Here is a 21,338-nt window from a genome sequence, read left to right as displayed (position 1 = left end):
CTGGATTGGCTTTTCCTTTCTTTTTGTTCCCTTTAATTAGCCATGAACTGCTTCATGCCCTGGGACTTTGCGCCGGGGTTATCGTTGCCGTAGCCCTCAAGCAAATTGATTGCACCCCAGATGCCAAGACCTGCGCCCAGAGCGATAACGAGAGTCTGAAGAACGGTTACTGCGCTATTGAAAAATGCCATAATATTTTCCTCCTAAAATTTGAAATTGTTTTGAGAATAGAAAAAGCCCTCCGTACTACCGGCATCAAAACCGGACGGAAGGCTTAGTTTGCGAGAATCTTTTCAAGGAACTCCTCGACGGTTATCACGCCAAGTTTCTGTTCCATTCTGCTTCTTGCATATTCAGTTTCACAATCATATATATCACCACCACCTTTCATAAGAAACAGCCAATACATTGACTGCAACAAATCTTCACGAGAAGCACAGATCGTCGGTGAAAAAACAGCAGGTGAAACCTTCAGAACCTCTGCGAGTTTCGCTGTGGTTTCTGCATTAGGGGTTCGAGCGTTTTTCTCATACTGAGCAATACGGACATCCGCTGTTTTCTCGGAATACCCCATCAGGAGTCCAAGCTCTTTCTGGGTAAGGCGGCGAAATCGTCTAATGAACTTCAAACGCTGCCCAATAGAGGTATCTGTGATCCACCAGGTCATTTTTACACCTCGCTTTCTGCAAATTCTCGATATACAACCTCATTTTTTGCTCTGCGTTTGCCTACGGCTTCACTAGGAGCAAGGTCAGGGTAGGTTGCCTGCACTTTCTGTCTGCTTCTGCGGACAGTTTCAAACCCCGGAAAGCTGCGTCTATCCAGTTCCTTCAAAAACACAGGAACCGTCATGGCATGAATGTCGATGCCACGCAGACCGGAATAGTGTTCCAGTACCATCAGGTACAAATGATTGTCGGTATTTCTTGCCTTGTGGTCGTGTTCCAAGATGTTCTTAACCAGGGCAGATACCGTTTTCAGATTTTCCAAACAGAAACCTCCTTAATCCGCATCGACTACCACAAACTCATCACCTGCCTTGAGCTTCAACCTTCGACTCAGAAACTGCTCAATGTTGAACTCATTTCTCTTATCAAAGTCTGATGTGTACTTATAGTTGGGGTGCTGCGTCAGATCGTACTTGTCAGAAAGAAACGGTCTGACGCCACGCAACTGCAAAATACACTTGCTGCCATCCAGAACCGCAAGCTCATCTACGCTCGCAAGGTCTTTGCCTAACTTCTGATAATTCAAACCGTAAGACGGGCTGTTACCTCTGGTGTTGGAGGTGTTGTAGGTGTCGATAGTTTCTTTTCCCAATGCCTGATTCAGTTCTTTAAGCGTGGTTGGCTCAGAACCACCCAGGAAAATTCGGGAATCCATGTTGCCGATGATGGTATCGGCATTGTCTTTATAAATGGCTTTCAACTGTGATTGTGCCTGGAGAACAAGGCAAGCTGATATTTCACGGCTTCGGATTGTCGCTACCAGTTTTTCCAGATTGGGAATCTGACCGATGTTTGCCATCTCATCAATCAGGCAGCGTACATGAACCGGCAGTCTGCCGCCGTACACATCATCTGCTTTCTCGCACAGCAAGTTAAACAGCTGTGTGTAAATCATGGAGATCAAAAAATTAAACGTCGCATCCGTATCTGACATAATCAGAAAGAGCGCCGTTTTCTTATCTCCGAGGGTATCCAACTGCAACTCGTCATAGGCAGTCACATCTCTGACCTCCTGAATATCAAAAGGAGCCAGACGAGCGCCGCAGGAAATCAAAATCGACTTAGCGGTCTTGCCGGCAGCCAGCTTGTATTTTTTATACTGACGGACTGCAAAGTGATTCGGCTTTTTCTTTTCCAGGGCTTCAAACATCAGATCCACCGGGTTCTGGAACTCCTCATCATCTTCCCGCACCTCCATTGCGTTCAGGAACTCAATCAGGGTGGAGAAATTCTGTTCCTCAACCGGGGCTTCATAGTGGATATATCCGATCAAGGCACAGTAGAGCAGCGTTTCCGCCTTCGTCCAGAACTCGTCACCGGCTTTTCCATCGCCCTTTGTGTTGGCAATCAGCGTTGTCACCAGTTTCAGAATATCTTTTTCTGAATGGATATAGGCAAAAGGGTTATAGTGCATCGACTTCCGAAAGTTGATCGTGTTGAAAATCTTGATGTTGTAGCCATGCTTCAAAAGGGCGTTGCCGCACTCAATCACGATGCTGCCTTTGGGGTCAGTGACCACATAGGAGCTGTGCATCTGGAGAAGGTTTGGCTTCAACCAAAAGCGAGTTTTACCGGAACCCGAACCGCCGATAATCAGAACATTCTTATTTCGGGCATTGGCAGGATTCTTCGGACGATTGCTCATCATCAGCCGCTCCGTTTTCGTCAGGATCACATTGTCCTCGAACTTTGGCGCAATAAACGGCTCAATATCTTTTGCCGTTCCCCAGCGAGCAGAACCGTACTCAACATTGTGCCGGTACTTCTTTGCGTTTTTGCCTTTTAGATAAACAGCCAACCGAAGTCCTGCGCCGCAGAGAATACCAATCAGCAAATCCAATGGATGAAAGCTGGGCAGCGGATTGTTCAGGGCTATCGGAAGGGCATGAAAAAAGCTGAGGATTTTTGCAGATGAATCTGCACCCTCAGCCAATCTCCATGCTTCTCCTAAATTCGTAGCGAACAATCCTACCAGAAAATACGGTAAATTCAGAATCAGGAGCTTTTTCATTTTTCTCTTATCCATCACAGATCACGCTCCTGTTTCTTCTCTCGAACCTTCTTCGGAATCGCTGCGACAATTTCCTTGAACTTCTTCAGCTGCGCCAGAACGCTCGGCTTTTCATTCTTGGTTAATGTCCTTGCCTGATGTTCCTTGCAGATTGCATCCAAAGCATCTGCATCTTTGGAACGGACAAAAACAAGAAACCGGGGAGGATCAACGGACTTATCTTTTCTTACGGCAAAGTCCACGCCGTACTTCTTGGCGAGCTTTTCAAAATCACGGATACCCTCTTTGTCGATCTCAACATTCGTAGCACCCTGATTCTGTCCCAAAAGCTGTTTCACGGATTGCTTTCCATGAACGGCAGGGTCTCGTGCTTTTTTCATCTTCACTTTTTCCCGGTGCTGTAAATACTTGCGGATACCGGCAATGATAGTGCGCCCTGTCAGCTTGGTTGTGCTGATCGCCAGGTTTACTGTCCTGTTTTCAACTTCTTCCTGCATGATTCATCACCTCCTGCAAGCAGTAGAGTGAACAGATTATCGTGCCATATCTCTGTGGTCGTAATACAGATTGCCCTTGGCAACTGCGGCATGGCTGATAATCTTGATATTGCCAGCTTTCTGGTTATCCAGAGCCTTCTGATAACCCACATCGCTCAAATACAGGCGATTTCTTTCGCCTTTCCAACCGACAGGCGATTCATCGGTCAGCACATCGAAAATAATCATGTGCTTGGTGGCTTCATCAAATCGTGCCAAGTCCATATAGGTATGCCCCTGGTACTCCTTGGCACCATCCTGAATCCGCTTTCGCTCCATCAGCTCTCCAATCGTCGAATTTCTTTGCATAAGAACCTCCTTACAGAACATCTCGGTCAGGGTTACTTTTGTGGGGAACCGTATCAGTTTTGACAGGTGCATCTTCTTTCTTCACCATGTCATCCGGCAGGGGAAGCGCCATAATGCTGCGCCCCATGCGTACAAAAGTCTCAGGCTGATGAAAGTGTTCCTCAAACTGCTTCATCAGTTCTGGGGAGAGGGAACAAAAGTCCTCCTCGCCCAATCCCACAACCAGGAAATCTCCGGCTACAATGTCATAAATATCACCGTCATCATCACGCAGCGCACGGTTCAGTTCTTTGCCTACGAGTTTACCTTCGTCGTGCATGACCAGTGCAACCGGCTCATTGAACGGATAAGTTGCCTCAATATCGCCACCTACGGCTTTCTGCAAATCTTCCAGCTCACAGCCGATCTGCACAGCCTGCGGATACATGAACGGCTTTACCAGCAACACATTCATGGTATCTGCCTGTTCTTTCTGAACCTCCCGTTCCTCGGTCGTGCCGAACGCAACACCGGTAAAGTTTTCGGAGTCCAAAATGTACTCCGAATTGTAATAAGCGGCTCTAACCTGTTCCTCTGCCGCATCGTGAGATTCTGCTTGCACCGTAACCGTTTTCTCCAAGGTTTCGGTAATCTTCACATCGTATTCTTTCAAGTTTCAATACCTCCGTTTCTTTGGAAATAAGAAAAGCGACCATCCATGAACCTGTTACAGTTCATAAATAGTCGCTTCATGCTCCCACTGGGGGATGCACATGGACTCCAGTTCCTCAATCAGTGATTCAGGGGAGAAGAACAAATCGTCCGAAGTTTCCAATGGCTTTTTGAATGCCCGATACTCTGTCACATATCCTGTATCCTCAGAACCAATCTTCATCTTGACACAGTGAACGATAGCAAAGCTCATATCCTCCAGAAGCCAGAGTTCCGTTGCATAGGTCGTTTTTGCTTCATCAAAGACCATCTGCTCCACATCAGAAATAATCAGACAGCCACGCTGATTGAACAGTTCCACTCCACGGTAGTCAAAGCTCTTTTCGTATCCGCCGGTTACGGAATACTGATACACGGTCTGAACCGCATCCTTCAATGCCATACAGATTTCCGGCAGGCACAGCCCACCGACATAGCCGATTTCTTCCTCGTCAAAAGCCTCGTAATCGGACGGGGAAAACAACTCAAATAATTTTGCGAGCGCAAGGCTCATTTCTCTTTCGTTGAACAACAATGGTTCACCTTACCTTTCCATAGATTTTTCTCTTTTTTTCTGCCACTGTTCCAAAAGCTGAATGATTTTATCCTCCATCTGCTTGTTGGTATAGGACTTCGGGAAGTATTTTCGCAACGAATCCGTTTTGAAGGTTACTCTGTCCAGCTCTCCCTTCTTGATCTCATTCATAATCTCGCACATCGCATCCAGCGTACACTCGCCCTCCTGTGCGAGCTTTTTAATTCGCTGTGCTTGCGAAAGGGAAGGGGCTGCTTGAGCATAATCCATTGCAGAAAGAAAATCCTGCTGTTCTTCACTTGCCAGATAGGAAAGCTCTACCGCAGGATTGAATTTGATCTGACCCGTATCCACCATATCCAACAGTTCAGGAATCAGTTCGGTCAGACGGATATACCTTTGAACCTGCACACGGCTATCGCCACTTTGCTCAGCAACCTGATTCACCGCCCACGACTTCTGCCCAACTTGGGCAGAAGTTAAATCTGTCCGTTCGCCCTGATGCTTAATCGCATCCAGCTTCATCTTGTAAGCAAATGCTCGTTCGCTCGGAAGAATGGTTTCTCTCTGCAAATTCGCATCGACCATCAAAATAATGGCGGCATCATCATCCAGGTCACGAACAATCGCAGGCATAGTTTCCTTACCCGCAAGCTCCGATGCCCGATGCCGCCTGTGACCAGAAACGATTTCATAACCACCGTCGGGGTCAGGACGTACAATCGCCGGAGTGAGAACTCCGAAATCTCGGACGCTCTCTGCCGTTTTCATCATTTCCTCATCGTCTACCACTCGGAACGGATGTCCCTCAAAGGGGTGTAACTCAGAAAGCGGAATTTCCTGCACACGCTCCTGCTGGGCTTCAGCTCTGGATTGATCGGTGGAGAAAATATCATCGTACCCCTTCAAGCTGATGTTTGCGCCTTTTTTCTGCATTGTTTAACACCTCCTTCGTCAGAACTTTATAGGCTTCGGCAACTTTGCCTTTGGGATCATGCTTAAAGATACTGGTTCCCTCTGCGCTGATTTCCTCTGCACGGACAGAACGGGGAATATCTGTCTTGTAGACTTTCAGCTTTCCACCGTAGCTCTCCCGAATCAGATTGCTGATGTCCTTGGAGTAGTTGGTTCGGCTGTCTACCATTGTCAGAAGAATCCCTTCGATTTTCAGTTTGGGGTTGATTTGTCTCTTGACCTTGTTGATGGTTCCAAGCAACTGTTCCAGACCCTTTGCAGGAAGGTATGCTGCCTGAACCGGTATCAGCACATTGTCGGCAGCTGCCAACGCATTGACGGTCAGCATACCCAAAGAAGGCATACAGTCCAGAAGAATGTAATCATAGTTCTGTTTGACCGTATCCAGGTATTGCCTGAGAATGGTTTCCCGGCTCATGGCATTGACCAGTGCTACTTCCATACCTGACAGTTCGATGTTGGATGGCACCAGATCAACGCCCTCCGGATGATGAAGAATCCCTTCGCCGGGAGCAATGGGGTTTTCCATCATAATCTTTCCCATCAGATCGGAAAGTGTCGGAGACAGATCATCCGGGCAGGGATTGCCCAAACTGACCGTCAGGGAAGCCTGGGGATCGGTGTCTACCAGAAGCACCTTTTTCCCTTCAAGAGCCAAGCCAACGCCCAGATTCTCGGTGGTGGTGGTCTTGCCGGTTCCTCCTTTCTGATTGACCACCGCAATGATGGTTGCTTTTTTCGACATTTTTCGTCACTCTCCTTCCTCTCGCTTCATTTTCAATTTCTTAAATCCTCCTTCCAAATATCCGTGTGACATATCGTGCCGAACAAGAGCATCGTAGTAGGTGTCTATTGTCGTCGGCGCATTGTATATCGTAGTCAGCATATACTGACGGATATTTCTAATCTTTGTGGTGTTCTCTTTGAAGCAGTCCATAACATATCGAATGTGTTCGACATTCAGTTTCATAAACCGACTGCGGACAATTTCTGCCGGACGCTCCTCTGCACCAATGCGAATCAACGGTCGCTTTGTGCAAACCGTTTCAACAATCAACTCCAGAATGTTATCCAACATTTCGGAATCGTAAGGGTAATCCTTCTTCAACAAATCCATACTGAGCTGATCCGAGAAATAATCAAAGTATTCTTGATACCGGTCATTCTCGTCCATCATTCCACCATTTCCGGAAGGAAAGATAGAATCAGTATCATTAAATTCAGTATTATTTTTATCAGTATTATTACCGTGTTCTTTCGACACTCCCTGAGCTGTTGTTTGGAAATTTCCAGAAGTGTCATTTTCACACTTCAAGAAGTGTCTTTCCACAGCCCTTGCAACCACGGTAAATTTCTTCACATAGATCAGGTTTGGTTTCCCAAGACCTTGTTTCTTACGCAAAATCAGATTTGCCTTGTTTTCCAGTTCGGCAAGTAGCTGAATTGCTTTTTTATTCCCACAACCGAGAGATTGCATAATGTTCTCCACGGTGTAGATGATGTAGACTCTGCCCTGTTCGTCAACCCATCCGTTTTTTTGTGACAAAGCCATACGGTCGAGAAGCAGCCCATAGAGCATCTTTGCATCCGTTGATAGATTCCAGAAACGATCTGAAGTGAACAGTAATTTAGGGACACGATAAAAGGCGTACTGTTCAGATTCTTCAATACCGAAAAATTCGTCATACATCACTCATTTTTCACCACCTCTTTCTCCGGGAAGTGTTCTTTCTTAAGAGGGGTTTTGCGGAAAGTGGTATTCTTCACGCCATACGGACAGCGCACGAAGTAACAAGAGCGATACTTCCATCTGGTCTGATGGTATTCACAGTTTTTACAACAGCTTGGCTTGTCAGAGCGATTGCGTTCGTATTCTTTCATATCAGCGAACCCCCATTTCTCCCATAACCTTCTTAGTACACCAGCCAATGCAGGGATGATGGCGACCATAAGGGCAACCGTCACATTCAGACTTTGGCTTCGGGGGTACAGAGATTAAGTAGTAGCAATTTTCTTTACCCAGACGACATCCCTTGTTCTTCCAAAAGTAGCAGTAATGGCAATCGCTCGGCTTGTCTGCGGCATAAATAGTTTTACTCAAAATCAAAACCTCCAATCATTCAGATTTGCCCTTGGATTTTGGGCATAAAAAAAGAGCGTCTACCCAGCCCCGTGCGAAGGGGCGAATAAACGCTCTATGTATCATGTATTCAGTTGTAAGGCGTGTCACCCAGAAAAGGAGACACGCCTGTCGCTTATCTTCTGTTAAATCCGCACTCGCAAACCAACGAGGGAATCAGTCGGAACCCCTACGAGGTACCAACCTTTATCGCCCCAATCCATTTCAATGCGGGTAGGTTTCCACCGGTTGTTTACAAAGACATCCATGCAGGTGCCACAATGCAAACCGCCGTAATATTCCTCCAAGCTAAATCGCACATCCATACGGTCAGACTTAGGATCATGTATCAAAACACCTTGCTTCATTCTCTCAGACCTCCTTATACTTTGAGTTTCACCAATTTTCTGGCATCATATACAAGGTCGTTTTGAAGTAAAAAGTTCTTACCTTTATATATGCTCCGGAGATAATTCAATCTGAGAATTTGGACAAAATCAGCGAAAACCCGGTATTTTCAAGGCTTCTGAACTTTTGTCCTATTATAACTCAATCATCGATTCTTCTCACAATTCCTGTAGCTTTCATGATTCTTCCTCCTGCATACCACGTTTGCCATATCGTGTGTCTTATGGGTAGTATGTGGAAATGCAGGCGGATTATACATCTGAAATGGTTCGTCCCAATTTTAGGATAATAAGCGAGAATCCTCGGTTATTCAATTGCCGAGATGAAAGCGTCTGAAATGCAAGCAAAATCGAAAGCATGTTCGATTTTGCTTGCATTTCTTTCTGTATGATAGTATACTATGTGTATGAAAGAGAATTTAATACATTCGAGAACTTGTGTCTATAATATTAATTACCATGTGGTGTGGTCTGTGAAATATCGCAGGAAAATTTTATCAGCAGAGATTGAGATTTATCTGAAAGAACTGATTCAGAAGATAGCATCCGATAAAGGTTTTACGGTTCATCTTTTTGAAGTTGGTGAAGGTGATCATATCCATTGCTTTGTGTCTGCACCGCCGAAACTGTCAGTGACAGATATTGTAAAGTATTTAAAAGGAATTACCGGAAGAAAACTCTTTGAAAAATATCCGGCGCTCCGCCAGAAACTTTGGAAAGGTCAGCTTTGGAATCACTCATATTATGTAGAAACAATTGGTTCGGTGTCGGAAGAAAATATCCGACGCTATATCGAGCATCAGAGCAAATCTTACTAGAAGGAGGAAAAATATGCTGTTAACACATGAAACAACCATTGTATTAAATAAAAATGATGCAAATATTGTAGGACACATGTGTTATGCGGCTTACAAGCTTTGGAATGTTTGCAATTATGAAAGAAACAACTACAAAAATCTGGGATTGGAGAAATATCCTGACTGGTATTATCAGAAGTCCAAGCATAAAGATGATCTGTGGTTCAAATCACTCCCGTCACAGACTGCACAGGAAATCTGCAAGCTTTTGGACAAGTCATGGAAATCTTTTTACCGGTTAAAAGAAAGTGGAGGTATCGAGAATCCGGGAACACCAAGATATAAGAAAGATAAAATGCCGATTACCTATATGCAAAATGGTATTCAACATGAAAACGGCTCTTTTAATGTAAGACTTTCTTTACCAAAAAAGCTGAAGGAATATATGGCTCATACCTATGATATTCGTGCCGCATACCTTTATTTGAAAAATCCTGTTTTTTCAAACATGGATATCATAAAACAGATAAAAATATATCCTCCGGCAAATGACGGAACCAGCAGGATCCTTGTTATTTATGAGGTGGAAGATGTTTTGCCAGAAGAGGACAATGGACATTATCTGTCGATTGATCTGGGCTTGCATAATCTTATGACTTGCTATGATAATGTAGGGAAAACTTTTATTATTGGAAGGGAATATCTTTCTCTTTCTTATTTTTATAACAAGGAAATCGCGAGAGTCCAGTCACAACGGGACCGGATCCAGGCTGCAAGGGAAATGGAGGATCCGAAAAGATCTAAGCATCTGCAGAAACTCTATCGAAAGAAAAATGACTGTATCAAGGATTACATTCATAAGATGACACGATATATCACGAACTATTGTGTAAAGAATGATATTCATACGGTTGTAATTGGAGATATAAAGGGGATTCGTAAAGAGAGAAACCTGGGGAGGAAAACGAACCAGAAGCTTCACAGTCTGCCATATGCCCGTATCTATATGCAGTTAGAATATAAGCTTAAAATGAAAGGGATTTGCCTGATAAGACAGGAAGAAAGTTATTCCAGTCAATGTCCGCCGCAGTCAGAAGAAGTATCGCACATTTATGCAGAGAAAAGGAATCGAAAAAAGCGTGGCATCTACATTGTAGATACCGTGATCTACAATGCAGATGCAGTAGGAGCTTATAACATTTTGAGAAAGTATCATGCCGTATCCGGCAAAAAGATTGATATGCCCGTAACCGGGCTGAGCAGTACAAAAACAATAAAAGTAGCTGTGTAACCCATCTGGGTAGCAGTACGGGTGTCATGGACGCACCTCTGAAGCTACGGAGCTATGCTTCGTAATCAGATGCTCGGTAATTCAATTGCCGATGTAGTTCACAACTGAAAATTTTTGTGTTTTTTATTCCTGCCGTTTCTTCGGATTCGGATTGATCGCCACACCGCGGTTGATGTCGCCCTGTAAATTCTTGCCGAACTGGTAATCATTACCCGGAAGAATCACGTTGAGCAGAACGCCCGCAATCGCTGCGATCGCAAGACCTGTCAGAGTAACCGAAGTTCCTGCCACCTCAAAGGTCAGACCGTCGGAGAATCCCAGCCCGCAGACCAGAATCACCGCAGCGATTACCAAGTTCCTGGATTTGGTTAAATCCACCTGGTTTTCGACCACGTTGCGGACACCGATCGCGGAGATCATACCGTATAGCATGAAACTAACGCCGCCGATGATTGCAGACGGCATCGAACCGATGACCTCTGCCATCTTCGGAATAAAGCTCAGAATCACAGCAAAGACAGCTGCAATCCGGATGACACGCGGGTCATGAACACGACTTAATTCCAGAACGCCCGTATTTTCACCGTAAGTCGTATTGGCAGGACCGCCAACGAGTGCCGACAGAGATGTTGCGATACCATCGCCGACCAGCGTCCGGTGCAGTCCCGGATCCGCAAGGAAATTTTCTCCGACCGTCGCGGAGATCGCCGACATATCGCCGATATGTTCCATCATCGTCGCAAGCGCGATCGGCGCCATTACCATGACCGCCGTCGGGTCAAATTTGCACAGCTGGAACGGAGGAAGTCCGACCCAGGAAGCCGTCGCTACCTCTGAGAAATTCAGGATCGCACTTCCGTCCGGGTTTGTCATTCCCATCATCTGGAAGACTGCTGCCGCTGCATAGGAGATCACAACGCCCATCAGAATCGGAATGATCTTGAACATTCCCTTGCCCCAGATATTAAAAACGATGATGGTTCCCAGCGCGATCAACGCAATCAGCCAGTTTGTCGATGCGTTGGCGATCGCGGACGGCGCCAGTGAAAGTCCGATACAGATAATGATCGGACCTGTCACAACCGGCGGCAGATAGTGCATGACGCGCTCCACGCCTGCCAGCTTGATGATCAGCGCCAGAATCAGGTACAGCGCACCCGCTACCACGATACCGCCGCAGGCATATGGCAATTTCTCGCCCATCGTCATATCTGCAAAAATACCGCTGTCCAAGTTTGCCACCGTCGCAAATCCACCGAGGAATGCGAACGAGGAACCGAGGAACGCCGGGACTTTTAACTTAGAGCAGGCATGGAAAAACAGTGTTCCCAGACCCGCACACATCAGCGTTACCTGAATCGAAAGTCCCTCTCCCTCAAAATAGGTATTGACCAGAATCGGCACCAGGATCGTCGCGCCGAACATCGCAAACATATGCTGCAAACCTAAAAGCAGCATCTTCGGCAGACCCAGTGTTCTGGCGTCTTTAATGACCATGTCGTTTTCATTCATTTTAGATAGATACCTCCAACAATTCCCTTCATTTTATAATGTACATCATTTTCATTTTCCAGAATATCCTTTTTGACTTCATTCGTCAACCTTTCTGCCGCGCTTGCTTCGATTTTCTGTAAACAAAACAAAGAATGTGCCTTTTTGTGTAATGGGGAATTCCAAGGAATTTCCTATTGCACAAAAAAAGAGCTGTCCGACTTTCTCGTCATCAGACAGCTCTTTTATGAAATATCCCGAAGTTTCACTATATAACCTCTCTTTCTTTTATATTTTGTTTTAAATGTGCTATGGACCTCTTCCTTTCATATGAATCTCCTCCTTTGATTACATGTATCTATGTAAACTCTTTTAGAGATTGTATGATGATGGATTCCATCGATACCGATTTTTATCTTTTTATTTAATTGGATAAATTCGGTTTTTAAAACCATGATCATGTTTTTTAGTAACTAACTATCCCATTGGACCGTCCTCCTTGTTCCTTATTTCGTCCTAGAAACTATGGTAACCGTTTGTTGGGGTTATCTCTGTTTCTTTTGATGGTTTTATTCTACTAGATAATTTTCATTTTGTCAAGCATTATTTCTAATTATTTTCCATATTTTTCTTTATTTATCTGATTATATTTTTGTAATTGTTGTGTATTTCTGTTTTATTTGTTCTGTTTCTAACTATTATCGCGCTTTGCGATCGCGTTTTCTTGTATTTTTTGTTTTATAGGACGAAGCTTCCTATGACAAAAAAGAACCACCCCAAAAGAATATGCCGATACCGAACTACCTCTTCTGGAAATGGTTCTATTTTCTTCTATCTTCCCTAGTGGAACTGGAAAACGATTCCGGCCACAGCCGCCACCACGATATAGAGGATCGGGTGCTTTTTCCATTTAACTAAGCCGTACCAGATCGCAAGCGACAGTACGATCGCTTTCCAGTTGATGATGGAAAACAGCTCGGAAAACGCCAGGCTGCCATCCTCGCCGACATGGAGGAACGCTATCTTTGCCACGCCGATACCGGCTGCCGCAATCAGGGCGGTAGATGCCGCGCGCAGACCATAGAGGGCATTCTGTACGATCGAAGAGGATTTAAACTTATCGAGAATCTTCGAGATAATCACAATGATGATGACCGACGGAAGCACCAGTGAGAGTGGCGCTGCCAGTCCGCCGAGAATCCCCTTAATATGGAAGCCGACGTAGGTCGCCATATTGACTCCCATCGGTCCCGGTGTGGACTCGGAGACAGCGATCATGTTGGAAATATCATTAAAGGTATACCATCCCGTCTCCTTGGAAATATTGTAAAGGAACGGGAGGGTCGCCAGTCCGCCTCCAATCGCAAACAGTCCGCAGCAGAAGAAGCGGAAGCATAATTCAAGTATCAGCATCATTTCTTCTCCCCCTTTCCGCCCTTCAGTACAATCCCGATCGCACCCGCCACGACAACAAGAAGCGCCGGGGAAACCGATGTAAACAGTGACAGTACAAACACAACCGCCGCAATCGCGATCGCTCCTTTATCAACCAGCGATTTCTTCGCCAGCTTGACAACCGCACTGCCGATCAGCACACAAACGCAGGCGCGGATGCCTGCAAAGGCGCTGCTCACAAAGCTAAGTTCAATAAAGTTAGAAATAAATGCCGCAATAATCATAATGATGACAAGCGACGGCGCAATGACTCCCAGTGTCGCCGCAATCGCCCCTGGAATTCCCCGATTCTTATAACCGACAAACGTCGCCGTGTTGACCGCGATGATACCCGGTGTACACTGACCAATCGCGTAGTAATCCATCAATTCTTCATCCGTCGCCCAATGGCGTCCATTGACTACCTCTTTCTGCAGCATCGGCAGCATCGCATATCCGCCGCCGAAGGTAAACCCTCCGATTCTGGCAAACGTCAGAAACATATCCAGCAGTTCTTTCATTTCTGCCCACTCCCTTCCGTATTATCCCTACACTTTTATTTCTCTGGAATTTCCAGTATATACCTGCTTATGTATCATACCAGAATTCAAGGAGTCTGAAAAATACCATTCGGATATAGAATATATATCGAAAAGATATAGTTCGTCTGTTATTCTATCGGATTTTGTTATATAATATATCTGCCGTATACACAGTTTTACAACGAATCCGAACAGGAAGGAGCATTTATGGAACTTCGCCAGTTATCCTACTTCACCACCATCGTCAACGAGGGAAATATTTCCCAGGCAGCCAAAAAACTGAATATCTCACAACCTCCGCTCAGCCACCAGATGAAGCTTCTGGAGGCAGAACTGGGTGTGACGCTGTTTGAGCGCGGTTCCCGCCGCATCCGACTGACACCTGCTGGAAAGACGTTCTACGACCGGGCGCTTGCGATCCTCGATCTGAGCCAGGCTGCCTGCACGGAGCTGACTGCACAGAAACAGGAGATTCAGGGCGTTGTGCGCCTTGGCATCATCTCCTCCGCCGTCGAATTTGTGACCCGGCATTATCTTGCCCCATTCCGGCGATCCTATCCCAAAGCCCTGTTTGAACTCCATGAGTCCAATTCCTACCACCTGCTCGATCTGCTTCACTCCAACCAGATCGACCTCGCCGTGATCCGGACGCCATTTGCCAAAGCCGGGCTGGAGATGCAGACACTGCCGCCGGAGGCATTTCTGGCGATCGGGCGCGAAATGATCTGGAGCCATTACCAGGAATGCCCGAATGCCCTTCTGACCGATATTCCTCCATCCGACACTGGTTCTGTGATTCAAAGTTCCCACCCTATGCCTGCATCCGACGCTTCCGAACCACAAAAAAGCCATACGCCCACATCTCTTCCCCTCTCCGCCCTCACCCGCGCGCCGCTCATCCTTTACCGCCGCTGGCAGCCGCTGATTCTGGGATATTTTGAGGAACAGGCGCTGGAACCGAACATCGTCTGCATTGCCGACGATGCCAGAACCGCCCTTTTATGGGCGTCCGAAGGGCTGGGCATCGCGCTCGCGCCTGAATCTGCCCTCTGTTTAAATTCCGATCCCGCCCTGATCCGCCGGATCATCACCCAGCCCCAGATCCACTCAAGTATCTGTCTGGTCAAACGGAAGGAACGGAGTTTATCGCTGGTGGGGAATGCGTTTTTCCAAAGTTTCCATGCCACCGCTATTTCATAAATATGAATTTTATCCTATAAATTCAATTGACTTTACACTTTTTTCATTGGCATATTTACACAAAATCCGATATAATAAAATCAGGATACTTATTTACCATGAATTTCAGGAAGGGGCAGAAGACGGTGCGCTTCTGCATGGACATATATGAGCGAAAATTTAACCAAACGAAAACAGCAGGCGCTGGAAACGCGGAAACGCATCCTGACCTGTGCGCTTGATCTCTTTGAAACAAAGGGATTCGAGGATGTCACCATCCAGGATATTGCGGATGCGGCTCAGACCTCGGTCGGCTCCATCTACCGCTATTTTAAAAATAAAGAAGAGATGGCGGCGCAGAATGCGGAACCGTTGGACGATCTCTACGTCAACTTCTATGAGCAGCTGAGTACCCATGCAAAATACAGGGATCTGTCCGCCATGGACAAGCTTGCCCGCTTTTATTTCTTCGTCCAGAAAGCCGTTTCCAGCTACAGCAACCTGCGGAGCCTCTATATCTACAACCTCCGGAATCAGCAGGAGGAATCCACCCTGACGGATGGAAGCCGCGCTCTCTACCAGATTTATCATTTCCTGTTTGAAGCCTGCCAGAAGGAAGGTTCCATCCGGGCAGATTTAGACGAATATGATTTCTATGATCTGATGCTCCAGTCGAGCCGCGGAATGCTTCTGGACTGGCTGCTGCGGCGCAGACAGTTTGATATCGACACCCAGGCATTAAAATGGTGGGAAATCATCTTTTCATATATTAGAAAACCGATTTAATTTCGTGAAATTTCTTTTTAGATACCGGAATGGAACTGTTGGGCATTCATCACAATTCCATTCCGGTGTTTTGTCTATAAACTATCGTTCAGACTTCTGTACATCCTGTATTCTGTCTATATTAATTCATATATTACAATTTCTTTCAACTATTTCTGTTATAATAAATGAAATTAACAAATTATCAGATTAATTATTGACTTATGCCCTGAACCTGTGGTATTTTTTAAATGAACATATTCAGTGAGTGCATTCATCTAAAAATTGTTTTCCAAAATTGAACACACAGGAGGTAGGTATATGTCGGATAAATGGATTAAAATTCTATGCGGAAAATTATATACCGGACTGGAAGCTCGTTTTCTTGAGCACGCAGAAATTCTGGTCCACGGCAAATACATTGAAGAAGTCGGTAGCAACCTCCCATGTCCGGAAGGAACTGAAATCTTGGATTTAAGCCACCTGACCGTGACTCCCGGCATGATCGACGCTCATATGCACCCGGAATTTTTCAACTGGCGCGATGTCTACAGCGATACCATCTACAACTCCGACGGTTACCGCACACTCGCCACCTATTGCACCGCCGAACGTGCCCTGCACGGCGGTTTCACAACTATCCGCTCAATGGGATGGTTCCGGGAATCCTATGAACTCGACGTCAAACGGGCAATCAACGAGGGATATCTCCCTGGCGCCCGCCTGGTTGTTGCCCCGCATCTTCTCGGTACAACCGGAAGCCATGCGGACATGACGCAGACCGTCCGGAGCAACCCGGTTCTCTGTGATTTCATGGAACACCAGTATTCCGGGCTTGGAAATGGACCGGATTTCTTCACAGCAGCGGTCCGGCGGGAGAAAAAGCTCGGCGCCGATTTTATCAAAATCATGGCAACCGGCGGATTTGCTACTCCGTATGATGATCCGGACGACATCCAGTTAAATGATGCGGAATTTAAAGCGATTTTCGATACCGCCAGAGAACTCCGGATTCCGGTCACGGCTCACGCCTACGGACCGCGCCTCATGAAAAAACTGATGGGCTTCGGTATCACGGGAATCGAGCACGGCTCCCTCATGGATGAAGAATCCGCCGAAATGTTTGAACAGACCGGAACCTATCTGGTTCCTACCTTCAGCCCGTTCCATGAAGCGATTTATCCGGATCCGAAAAAAATGGCACAGAAGTCCCCGGAATTTCAGCGCAAGCTGGGAATTTATCAGGAACGGATGCAGAAAGGTCGGAAAATCATCGTGGACAGCCACATCAAGTTGGGCTACGGCACCGATTTCGTCGCTGCTTACCAGAATTATGAAAGCGGCATGGAATTCCGCTGCATGATGGAGAGCGGCATGGATGCTTTCCGCATCTTACAGGCTGCCACGAAAAATAACGCAGAAATCTGTGAAATTGACTCCATCACCGGCACTATCGAAAAAGGCAAATACGCCGATATCGCCGGATGGAAGCGGGATCTTCTCACCGACAAGGACGCCCTGCGCGACTGCTCCTTTGTCATGAAAGAGGGCACCGTCTATGAAGCGAAAAGTTATCTGAATGTAGAATAAATAAAACGCATTCTGAACCATTACAGCAAGGAGGAAATGACTATGACATTTATGGAACTTAAAACTGCCCCTCACCTGTTGATTTTCGTTATTGTTTATTTTGGTGTTATGATTGGAATCGGCGCCTGGGCATCAAAAAAAATAAAAAGCAGTGAAGACTATGCACTCGCCGGTCGAAGCTTAGGTCCGTTCGTCTTAATGGGAACACTGCTCGCAACTTCCGTCGGAAGCGGAACCATCACCGGCGGCGGCAACTCGCTCGCTTACAACTACGGCTACTGGGCTGGTATCCAGTGGGTTATCCCGTTCATCGTTTTCTGTATCATCTATATGTGTGTATACAAGCAGATTCGAAAGAGCAATTGTTTTACCGTACCGCAGATTCTCCAGCAGAAATACGGCGCTGAGACCCGGATCCTAGGTTCTGTCATCAACCTCTTCGGTATGGCTGGTATCATTGCTTCACAGTACAAAGGATTTGGATACGTTTTAAATATTACAACCGGTATTGATCCGAAAACCTCTACCGTGATCGCAACTATTATCATTATTGTCCTCTCTGTTACCGGCGGTCTTTTCTCCGTTGCATGGACAGATGCAGTCAGCGCATTCCTAATCGTTGCCTGTTGTATCGTCGGTATTCCGTTTGTCCTCAAAGCCGGAGGCGGCTGGGAGTCCATCACCGCTACCGCAGCTGCAATCGACCCGAATAAGCTTTCCTTCTTCGGCGGACGCAACATCATCATCTGGATCGGTTCTTTCCTGCCGCTTATCCTTCTTGAGACCGGCGACCAGAACTTCTATACCCGTCTGACCGCTGCCAAGACTGATAAGACAGCCAGAAACGCCATCATCGGATGGGGCGTTATGGCGCTCATCGTTATGCCGTGCGTCGGCATCATCGCCTTCACCGGAAGCGTTTTATTTGGTACCAACATTGACGCAGGTATGTCCTTCCTGTCTACCACGACGATTATTCCGACATTCATCGGCGGCATGCTGTTAGCAGCTTCCACCGCATTCATCATCACAACCGGTACTTCTTACCTGCTGACCTGTGGAACCAGTGTTACGTATGACTTCTACAAACAGTATATCAATAAAACTCCGGGCGACTCCCAGACACTCTGGGTAAACCGGATCGGTACTGCTTTAATCGGTATCATCGCCCTGATTATTTTAAACTTCTTCCCGACAATTCTGGCGCTTCAGAACTGGTCTTACACCATGATCGGCGCCAGCATCACACCAGCAGTCCTCGGCTCCATGTTCTCTAAGAAAGTAACCCGTCCGGCTGGCTTCCTGTCCATGCTTTGCGGCGCGATTGCAACACTTACCTGGGAACTCCTCGGATGCCCGGGCGGATATCAGAGTGCTCTGATTGCAGCTCCTATCTCTATCCTGGTACTCGTTATCGTATCTGCCTGCACACAGAAAACACTGGCAGGCGAAGCTGCATAAATAATACTCATTGTGTTTAACCGGCAGTCCCAGCGCGACTGCAATTTTCCACCGCGTTTGGAACTGCCGTTTCCATTAAGAAAGAAGGGATTTCATTGCTTTTTATCTGAAAAATGCACACGTGCTGGATGTAGAAAAAGGAACCTTTTTCTCAGCTGATGTTAAAATTGAAAACAAAAAAATCGTTTCACTGGACGAAAAAGCCCCGGACGGAGCGGACGCGGTCGACTGTACCGGCAAATATCTGACTCCTGGCGTCATGGACGCCCATGTCCACCTTGTCTGGGATGGTACTTCCCCGGATCCGATGGGGGATACCATCAAGGACGGCAACTATGTCTGCTTTGCAAAGGGTGTCCGCGGCGCAATGGATTCCCTGAAAGCGGGCGTTACCACCGTCCGGGATGTCGGCTCCCACGATGACGCCGCCATTCCGCTGGCAAGCGCGATCAACCGTGGAATTATTCAGGGCGCCAATATTCTTCCTGCCGGAAGCGCCATCCAGGGTTCCTACGGACACTGCCCGATGATTGGTTTTATCGCAAATACGGAGGCACAGCTGATCGATCGCATCAAGCGCTTAAAGGGCTATGATATCGAAATGTCAATCCCGCCGATCCACTGGGCAAAAATCATGGCGAGCGGCGGAGCTGCCGGTCTGGAAGATGTCGGTCCGTGTATGTATTCGCCGAAAGAACTGGAAACACTGGTGTATGAGGCGCACCGCCTGAATATGAAGGTAGCCGCCCATGCGCTCTCCTATGACGCCATCTCCAAATGCGTGGACGCTGGCATCGATACGATCGAGCACGGCGCTGAAATGACCGAAGAAATCCTTCTAAAAATGAAGGAACATGGACAGTGCTGGGTACCGACGGTAGCCGTTTACAAGAGTCTTGTAGAGAGCGAAGGCATCATCGCTGATGTGATTGTAGAAAAAGCAAAGGTAGTCGCTGAAAACCAGCGGAAATCCTTTAAAAAGGCAATGGAAATCGGTGTGAAAATCATTCTCGGAAGTGACGCCGGCTCTGCCAACTTTGGTCCGCACCCGTCCGCCTACCTGGAAATGTTTACCATGCACGAATACGGCATGCCAAACGCAGATGTCATCCGGTGTGCGACCATCGCAGCTGCCAACGAACTCGGCATCGGCACACAGCGCGGCTCGATCGAGGCTGGAAAACTGGCGGACATCCTGATTCTGGATGCTAACCCGCTCGATGACCTGCACGCGTTTACCGACCATCTGTACAGTGTCTACAAAGAGGGGGTTCTTATTTGACATTTATCCAATTCCTATAGCGGATAACTGCGTGCGTATTTCGTTCCCCCTAATACGCGCGCAGTTTTTTCATTTCAGCGAAAAATCGCCTCGTTTATTTATCGTATATTGAATATTTTTTCATACATTACCGCATTCTGTTTGATTTTTTCCAGCAAATTACTTTCGATATCATTTTTTTGATATAAATTACGCAAAATTTTTCAATATATAACACAAATGGCAGATTTTTCAGTTGACATATCGAAAAACCGCACGTATAATTGGCATCAATTCAGGAAAAGCAGAATAAACATAACAGAAAATAATTGCAAGGGCGCATCTCTTTTACGATGAATGCGTCCTTGTTTTTATTTATATGGCAACTGATCACGTGCCGGCTTACCGCGGGCACAGCTGAAAAAGAGGAGGAACCATTATGAAAAAAAGGTGATAACAGCAACGGCAATGGCAGGATGCGGACAGTCTTCTGCTCCGGCAGAAACAACCGCAGCTGCTACCGATGCCCCAGCGGAAGATACGACCGCTTCCTCCGATGAAACGAAAGAAACCAGCGCTGGCGCCAAGGACGCGCTGAAAGGCGTAAAGCTTAAATTCGGTACCACCGCACTGTTCGCGCCGTTTACTTACTACGACACAGACGGAACCACATTGATTGGGTTTGATATCGATATGATGAACGCCCTGAAAGATTATCTGGGATTTGAGCTGGACGGTGATATCCAGGTTATGGATTATTCCGCACTGACTGCCTCCCTGGCAGAGGGAAAGCTGGATATAGGCATGGCTGCCCTGTGTGCAACCGACCAGAGAAAAGAGGTCATGAACTTCTCCAAGACATATTATGACGCAGGCCAGGTTGTCATGGTCAATACCGAAAGCAGTCCGAAAGAGATTACCGGCGAAGAAGCACTCCGAAGCGGTGACTACAAGGTAGCAGTTGAAAAAGGAACTGCCTCCCACATGTACGCACAGGCAAATTTCCCAGAATCCTGCATCGAGGTACACGATACCATCACTACCTGTTATGAATCCCTGGAACAGGGTAAGGTAGATGCCTGCTTACAGGATCTCGCCGGGCAGGAGGACAGCATGGATATCAAGTTATTCAGCAAAGAACGCTACAAAACCGGCAAGCTTCTCCTGGAGCCGGCGGTTGTATAGATATAGCATAAACGCAAAAATCGGCAGTAAAC

23 protein-coding genes and 1 pseudogene are annotated in these 21,338 nt (G+C 46.7%); 8 read left to right on the top strand and 16 right to left on the bottom strand.

The window, feature by feature from the left end:
* Positions 1-38 precede the first annotated feature (38 nt).
* The 13 genes and pseudogenes from DWX68_RS13340 to DWX68_RS13275 form a co-directional block, all read right to left on the bottom strand.
* A pseudogene (locus DWX68_RS13340) lies at positions 39-191 on the bottom strand (Maff2 family protein); the annotation flags it as partial.
* A gap of 83 nt (positions 192-274) precedes the next feature.
* Positions 275-667, bottom strand: a complete 393-nt coding sequence (locus DWX68_RS13335; protein ID WP_118629860.1) for a helix-turn-helix transcriptional regulator — start codon at positions 665-667, stop codon at positions 275-277.
* Between the two features lie 2 nt (positions 668-669).
* Complete coding sequence (locus DWX68_RS13330; protein ID WP_002304332.1) at positions 670-990, bottom strand: hypothetical protein; 321 nt, start codon at positions 988-990, stop codon at positions 670-672.
* 12 nt (positions 991-1,002) lie between these two features.
* Positions 1,003-2,754 carry a VirD4-like conjugal transfer protein, CD1115 family gene (locus DWX68_RS13325; RefSeq protein WP_118629858.1) on the bottom strand — a complete coding sequence of 584 codons (1,752 nt, stop codon included), beginning with the start codon at positions 2,752-2,754 and terminating at the stop codon, positions 1,003-1,005.
* On the bottom strand, positions 2,754-3,236 hold the full coding sequence (locus tag DWX68_RS13320) for a PcfB family protein (RefSeq protein WP_118629856.1): 483 nt from the start codon (positions 3,234-3,236) through the stop codon (positions 2,754-2,756). The genes DWX68_RS13325 and DWX68_RS13320 overlap by 1 nt, the downstream gene beginning before the upstream one ends.
* Positions 3,237-3,272: 36 nt before the next feature.
* A complete protein-coding gene (locus DWX68_RS13315) occupies positions 3,273-3,584 on the bottom strand; it encodes a DUF5720 family protein (RefSeq protein ID WP_117416131.1) in 312 nt (103 codons plus the stop codon).
* Between the two features lie 10 nt (positions 3,585-3,594).
* Positions 3,595-4,236, bottom strand: coding sequence for a DUF3846 domain-containing protein (locus DWX68_RS13310; protein WP_118629854.1), 642 nt, complete (start codon positions 4,234-4,236; stop codon positions 3,595-3,597).
* A gap of 54 nt (positions 4,237-4,290) precedes the next feature.
* A complete protein-coding gene (locus tag DWX68_RS13305; RefSeq protein WP_243027799.1) occupies positions 4,291-4,788 on the bottom strand; it encodes a hypothetical protein in 498 nt (165 codons plus the stop codon).
* A 30-nt stretch (positions 4,789-4,818) separates the two neighbouring features.
* Complete coding sequence (locus DWX68_RS13300; RefSeq protein WP_118629850.1) at positions 4,819-5,745, bottom strand: ParB/RepB/Spo0J family partition protein; 927 nt, start codon at positions 5,743-5,745, stop codon at positions 4,819-4,821.
* Complete coding sequence (locus DWX68_RS13295; protein WP_118629848.1) at positions 5,702-6,529, bottom strand: ParA family protein; 828 nt, start codon at positions 6,527-6,529, stop codon at positions 5,702-5,704. The genes DWX68_RS13300 and DWX68_RS13295 overlap by 44 nt, the downstream gene beginning before the upstream one ends.
* Before the next feature lie 6 nt (positions 6,530-6,535).
* Complete coding sequence (locus DWX68_RS13290; protein WP_118629846.1) at positions 6,536-7,477, bottom strand: DUF6017 domain-containing protein; 942 nt, start codon at positions 7,475-7,477, stop codon at positions 6,536-6,538.
* Positions 7,474-7,665 (bottom strand): hypothetical protein, encoded by a 192-nt coding sequence (locus DWX68_RS13285; protein ID WP_182432197.1) that lies wholly within the window; start codon positions 7,663-7,665, stop codon positions 7,474-7,476. Before DWX68_RS13285 ends, DWX68_RS13290 begins: the two co-directional genes overlap by 4 nt.
* Before the next feature lie 384 nt (positions 7,666-8,049).
* The gene (locus DWX68_RS13275; protein WP_118629840.1) at positions 8,050-8,271 is read right to left on the bottom strand and encodes a DUF5348 domain-containing protein; all 222 of its coding nucleotides are present in this window, start codon (positions 8,269-8,271) and stop codon (positions 8,050-8,052) included.
* A gap of 440 nt (positions 8,272-8,711) precedes the next feature.
* Between DWX68_RS13275 and tnpA the strand changes: the two genes are divergently transcribed.
* Both tnpA and DWX68_RS13265 read left to right on the top strand, forming a co-directional pair.
* On the top strand, positions 8,712-9,128 hold the full coding sequence (gene tnpA, locus DWX68_RS13270) for an IS200/IS605 family transposase (protein WP_118629838.1): 417 nt from the start codon (positions 8,712-8,714) through the stop codon (positions 9,126-9,128).
* On the top strand, positions 9,067-10,398 hold the full coding sequence (locus DWX68_RS13265; RefSeq protein ID WP_243027797.1) for a transposase: 1,332 nt from the start codon (positions 9,067-9,069) through the stop codon (positions 10,396-10,398). Before tnpA ends, DWX68_RS13265 begins: the two co-directional genes overlap by 62 nt.
* A gap of 123 nt (positions 10,399-10,521) precedes the next feature.
* On the opposite strand, the gene DWX68_RS13260 is transcribed toward DWX68_RS13265, so the two are convergent.
* The 3 genes from DWX68_RS13260 to DWX68_RS13250 form a co-directional block, all read right to left on the bottom strand.
* Positions 10,522-11,910, bottom strand: coding sequence for a uracil-xanthine permease family protein (locus DWX68_RS13260; RefSeq protein ID WP_117796659.1), 1,389 nt, complete (start codon positions 11,908-11,910; stop codon positions 10,522-10,524).
* An 819-nt stretch (positions 11,911-12,729) separates the two neighbouring features.
* Entirely contained in the window at positions 12,730-13,305 is a 576-nt protein-coding gene (locus DWX68_RS13255) for a chromate transporter (RefSeq protein WP_242995794.1), read from the bottom strand.
* Entirely contained in the window at positions 13,302-13,844 is a 543-nt protein-coding gene (locus DWX68_RS13250) for a chromate transporter (RefSeq protein WP_118469435.1), read from the bottom strand. Before DWX68_RS13250 ends, DWX68_RS13255 begins: the two co-directional genes overlap by 4 nt.
* Positions 13,845-14,072: 228 nt before the next feature.
* Between DWX68_RS13250 and DWX68_RS13245 the strand changes: the two genes are divergently transcribed.
* The 6 genes from DWX68_RS13245 to DWX68_RS13220 all read left to right on the top strand — a co-directional run bounded on the left by DWX68_RS13245 (position 14,073) and on the right by DWX68_RS13220 (position 21,306).
* A complete protein-coding gene (locus DWX68_RS13245; protein WP_117796657.1) occupies positions 14,073-15,065 on the top strand; it encodes a LysR family transcriptional regulator in 993 nt (330 codons plus the stop codon).
* A 147-nt stretch (positions 15,066-15,212) separates the two neighbouring features.
* Complete coding sequence (locus DWX68_RS13240) at positions 15,213-15,830, top strand: TetR/AcrR family transcriptional regulator (RefSeq protein WP_118629836.1); 618 nt, start codon at positions 15,213-15,215, stop codon at positions 15,828-15,830.
* A 300-nt stretch (positions 15,831-16,130) separates the two neighbouring features.
* On the top strand, positions 16,131-17,399 hold the full coding sequence (locus DWX68_RS13235) for an amidohydrolase family protein (protein ID WP_118629834.1): 1,269 nt from the start codon (positions 16,131-16,133) through the stop codon (positions 17,397-17,399).
* A 42-nt stretch (positions 17,400-17,441) separates the two neighbouring features.
* Positions 17,442-18,860: a sodium:solute symporter family protein gene (locus tag DWX68_RS13230; RefSeq protein WP_182432196.1), complete on the top strand. Its 1,419-nt coding sequence runs from the start codon at positions 17,442-17,444 to the stop codon at positions 18,858-18,860.
* 121 nt (positions 18,861-18,981) lie between these two features.
* Positions 18,982-20,142, top strand: a complete 1,161-nt coding sequence (locus tag DWX68_RS13225) for an amidohydrolase family protein (RefSeq protein ID WP_118629830.1) — start codon at positions 18,982-18,984, stop codon at positions 20,140-20,142.
* A 429-nt stretch (positions 20,143-20,571) separates the two neighbouring features.
* Positions 20,572-21,306 carry an ABC transporter substrate-binding protein gene (locus tag DWX68_RS13220; RefSeq protein WP_243027795.1) on the top strand — a complete coding sequence of 245 codons (735 nt, stop codon included), beginning with the start codon at positions 20,572-20,574 and terminating at the stop codon, positions 21,304-21,306.
* Positions 21,307-21,338 lie beyond the last annotated feature (32 nt).

The organism is Clostridium sp. AF20-7 (genome assembly GCF_003479275.1).
Classification (GTDB): Bacteria; Bacillota; Clostridia; order Lachnospirales; family Lachnospiraceae; genus Otoolea; species Otoolea fessa.
Note: the sequence above shows the minus strand (reverse complement) of the source record. Positions and strands in the feature narration are given on the sequence as shown.

Excerpts from the sequence above, each read along its gene's own strand:
- DWX68_RS13240 (WP_118629836.1), top strand. The coding sequence starts at position 15,213 with ATGAGCGAAAATTTAACCAAACGAAAACAGCAGGCGCTGGAAACGCGG.
- DWX68_RS13305 (WP_243027799.1), bottom strand. The coding sequence starts at position 4,788 with ATGAGCCTTGCGCTCGCAAAATTATTTGAGTTGTTTTCCCCGTCCGAT.
- DWX68_RS13260 (WP_117796659.1), bottom strand. The coding sequence starts at position 11,910 with ATGAATGAAAACGACATGGTCATTAAAGACGCCAGAACACTGGGTCTG.
- DWX68_RS13250 (WP_118469435.1), bottom strand. The coding sequence starts at position 13,844 with ATGAAAGAACTGCTGGATATGTTTCTGACGTTTGCCAGAATCGGAGGG.
- DWX68_RS13235 (WP_118629834.1), top strand. The coding sequence starts at position 16,131 with ATGTCGGATAAATGGATTAAAATTCTATGCGGAAAATTATATACCGGA.
- DWX68_RS13335 (WP_118629860.1), bottom strand. The coding sequence starts at position 667 with ATGACCTGGTGGATCACAGATACCTCTATTGGGCAGCGTTTGAAGTTC.
- DWX68_RS13275 (WP_118629840.1), bottom strand. The coding sequence starts at position 8,271 with ATGAAGCAAGGTGTTTTGATACATGATCCTAAGTCTGACCGTATGGAT.
- DWX68_RS13295 (WP_118629848.1), bottom strand. The coding sequence starts at position 6,529 with ATGTCGAAAAAAGCAACCATCATTGCGGTGGTCAATCAGAAAGGAGGA.
- DWX68_RS13285 (WP_182432197.1), bottom strand. The coding sequence starts at position 7,665 with ATGAAAGAATACGAACGCAATCGCTCTGACAAGCCAAGCTGTTGTAAA.
- DWX68_RS13320 (WP_118629856.1), bottom strand. The coding sequence starts at position 3,236 with ATGCAGGAAGAAGTTGAAAACAGGACAGTAAACCTGGCGATCAGCACA.
- DWX68_RS13255 (WP_242995794.1), bottom strand. The coding sequence starts at position 13,305 with ATGATGCTGATACTTGAATTATGCTTCCGCTTCTTCTGCTGCGGACTG.
- DWX68_RS13230 (WP_182432196.1), top strand. The coding sequence starts at position 17,442 with ATGACATTTATGGAACTTAAAACTGCCCCTCACCTGTTGATTTTCGTT.
- DWX68_RS13245 (WP_117796657.1), top strand. The coding sequence starts at position 14,073 with ATGGAACTTCGCCAGTTATCCTACTTCACCACCATCGTCAACGAGGGA.
- DWX68_RS13325 (WP_118629858.1), bottom strand. The coding sequence starts at position 2,754 with ATGGATAAGAGAAAAATGAAAAAGCTCCTGATTCTGAATTTACCGTAT.
- DWX68_RS13315 (WP_117416131.1), bottom strand. The coding sequence starts at position 3,584 with ATGCAAAGAAATTCGACGATTGGAGAGCTGATGGAGCGAAAGCGGATT.
- tnpA (WP_118629838.1), top strand. The coding sequence starts at position 8,712 with ATGTGTATGAAAGAGAATTTAATACATTCGAGAACTTGTGTCTATAAT.
- DWX68_RS13300 (WP_118629850.1), bottom strand. The coding sequence starts at position 5,745 with ATGCAGAAAAAAGGCGCAAACATCAGCTTGAAGGGGTACGATGATATT.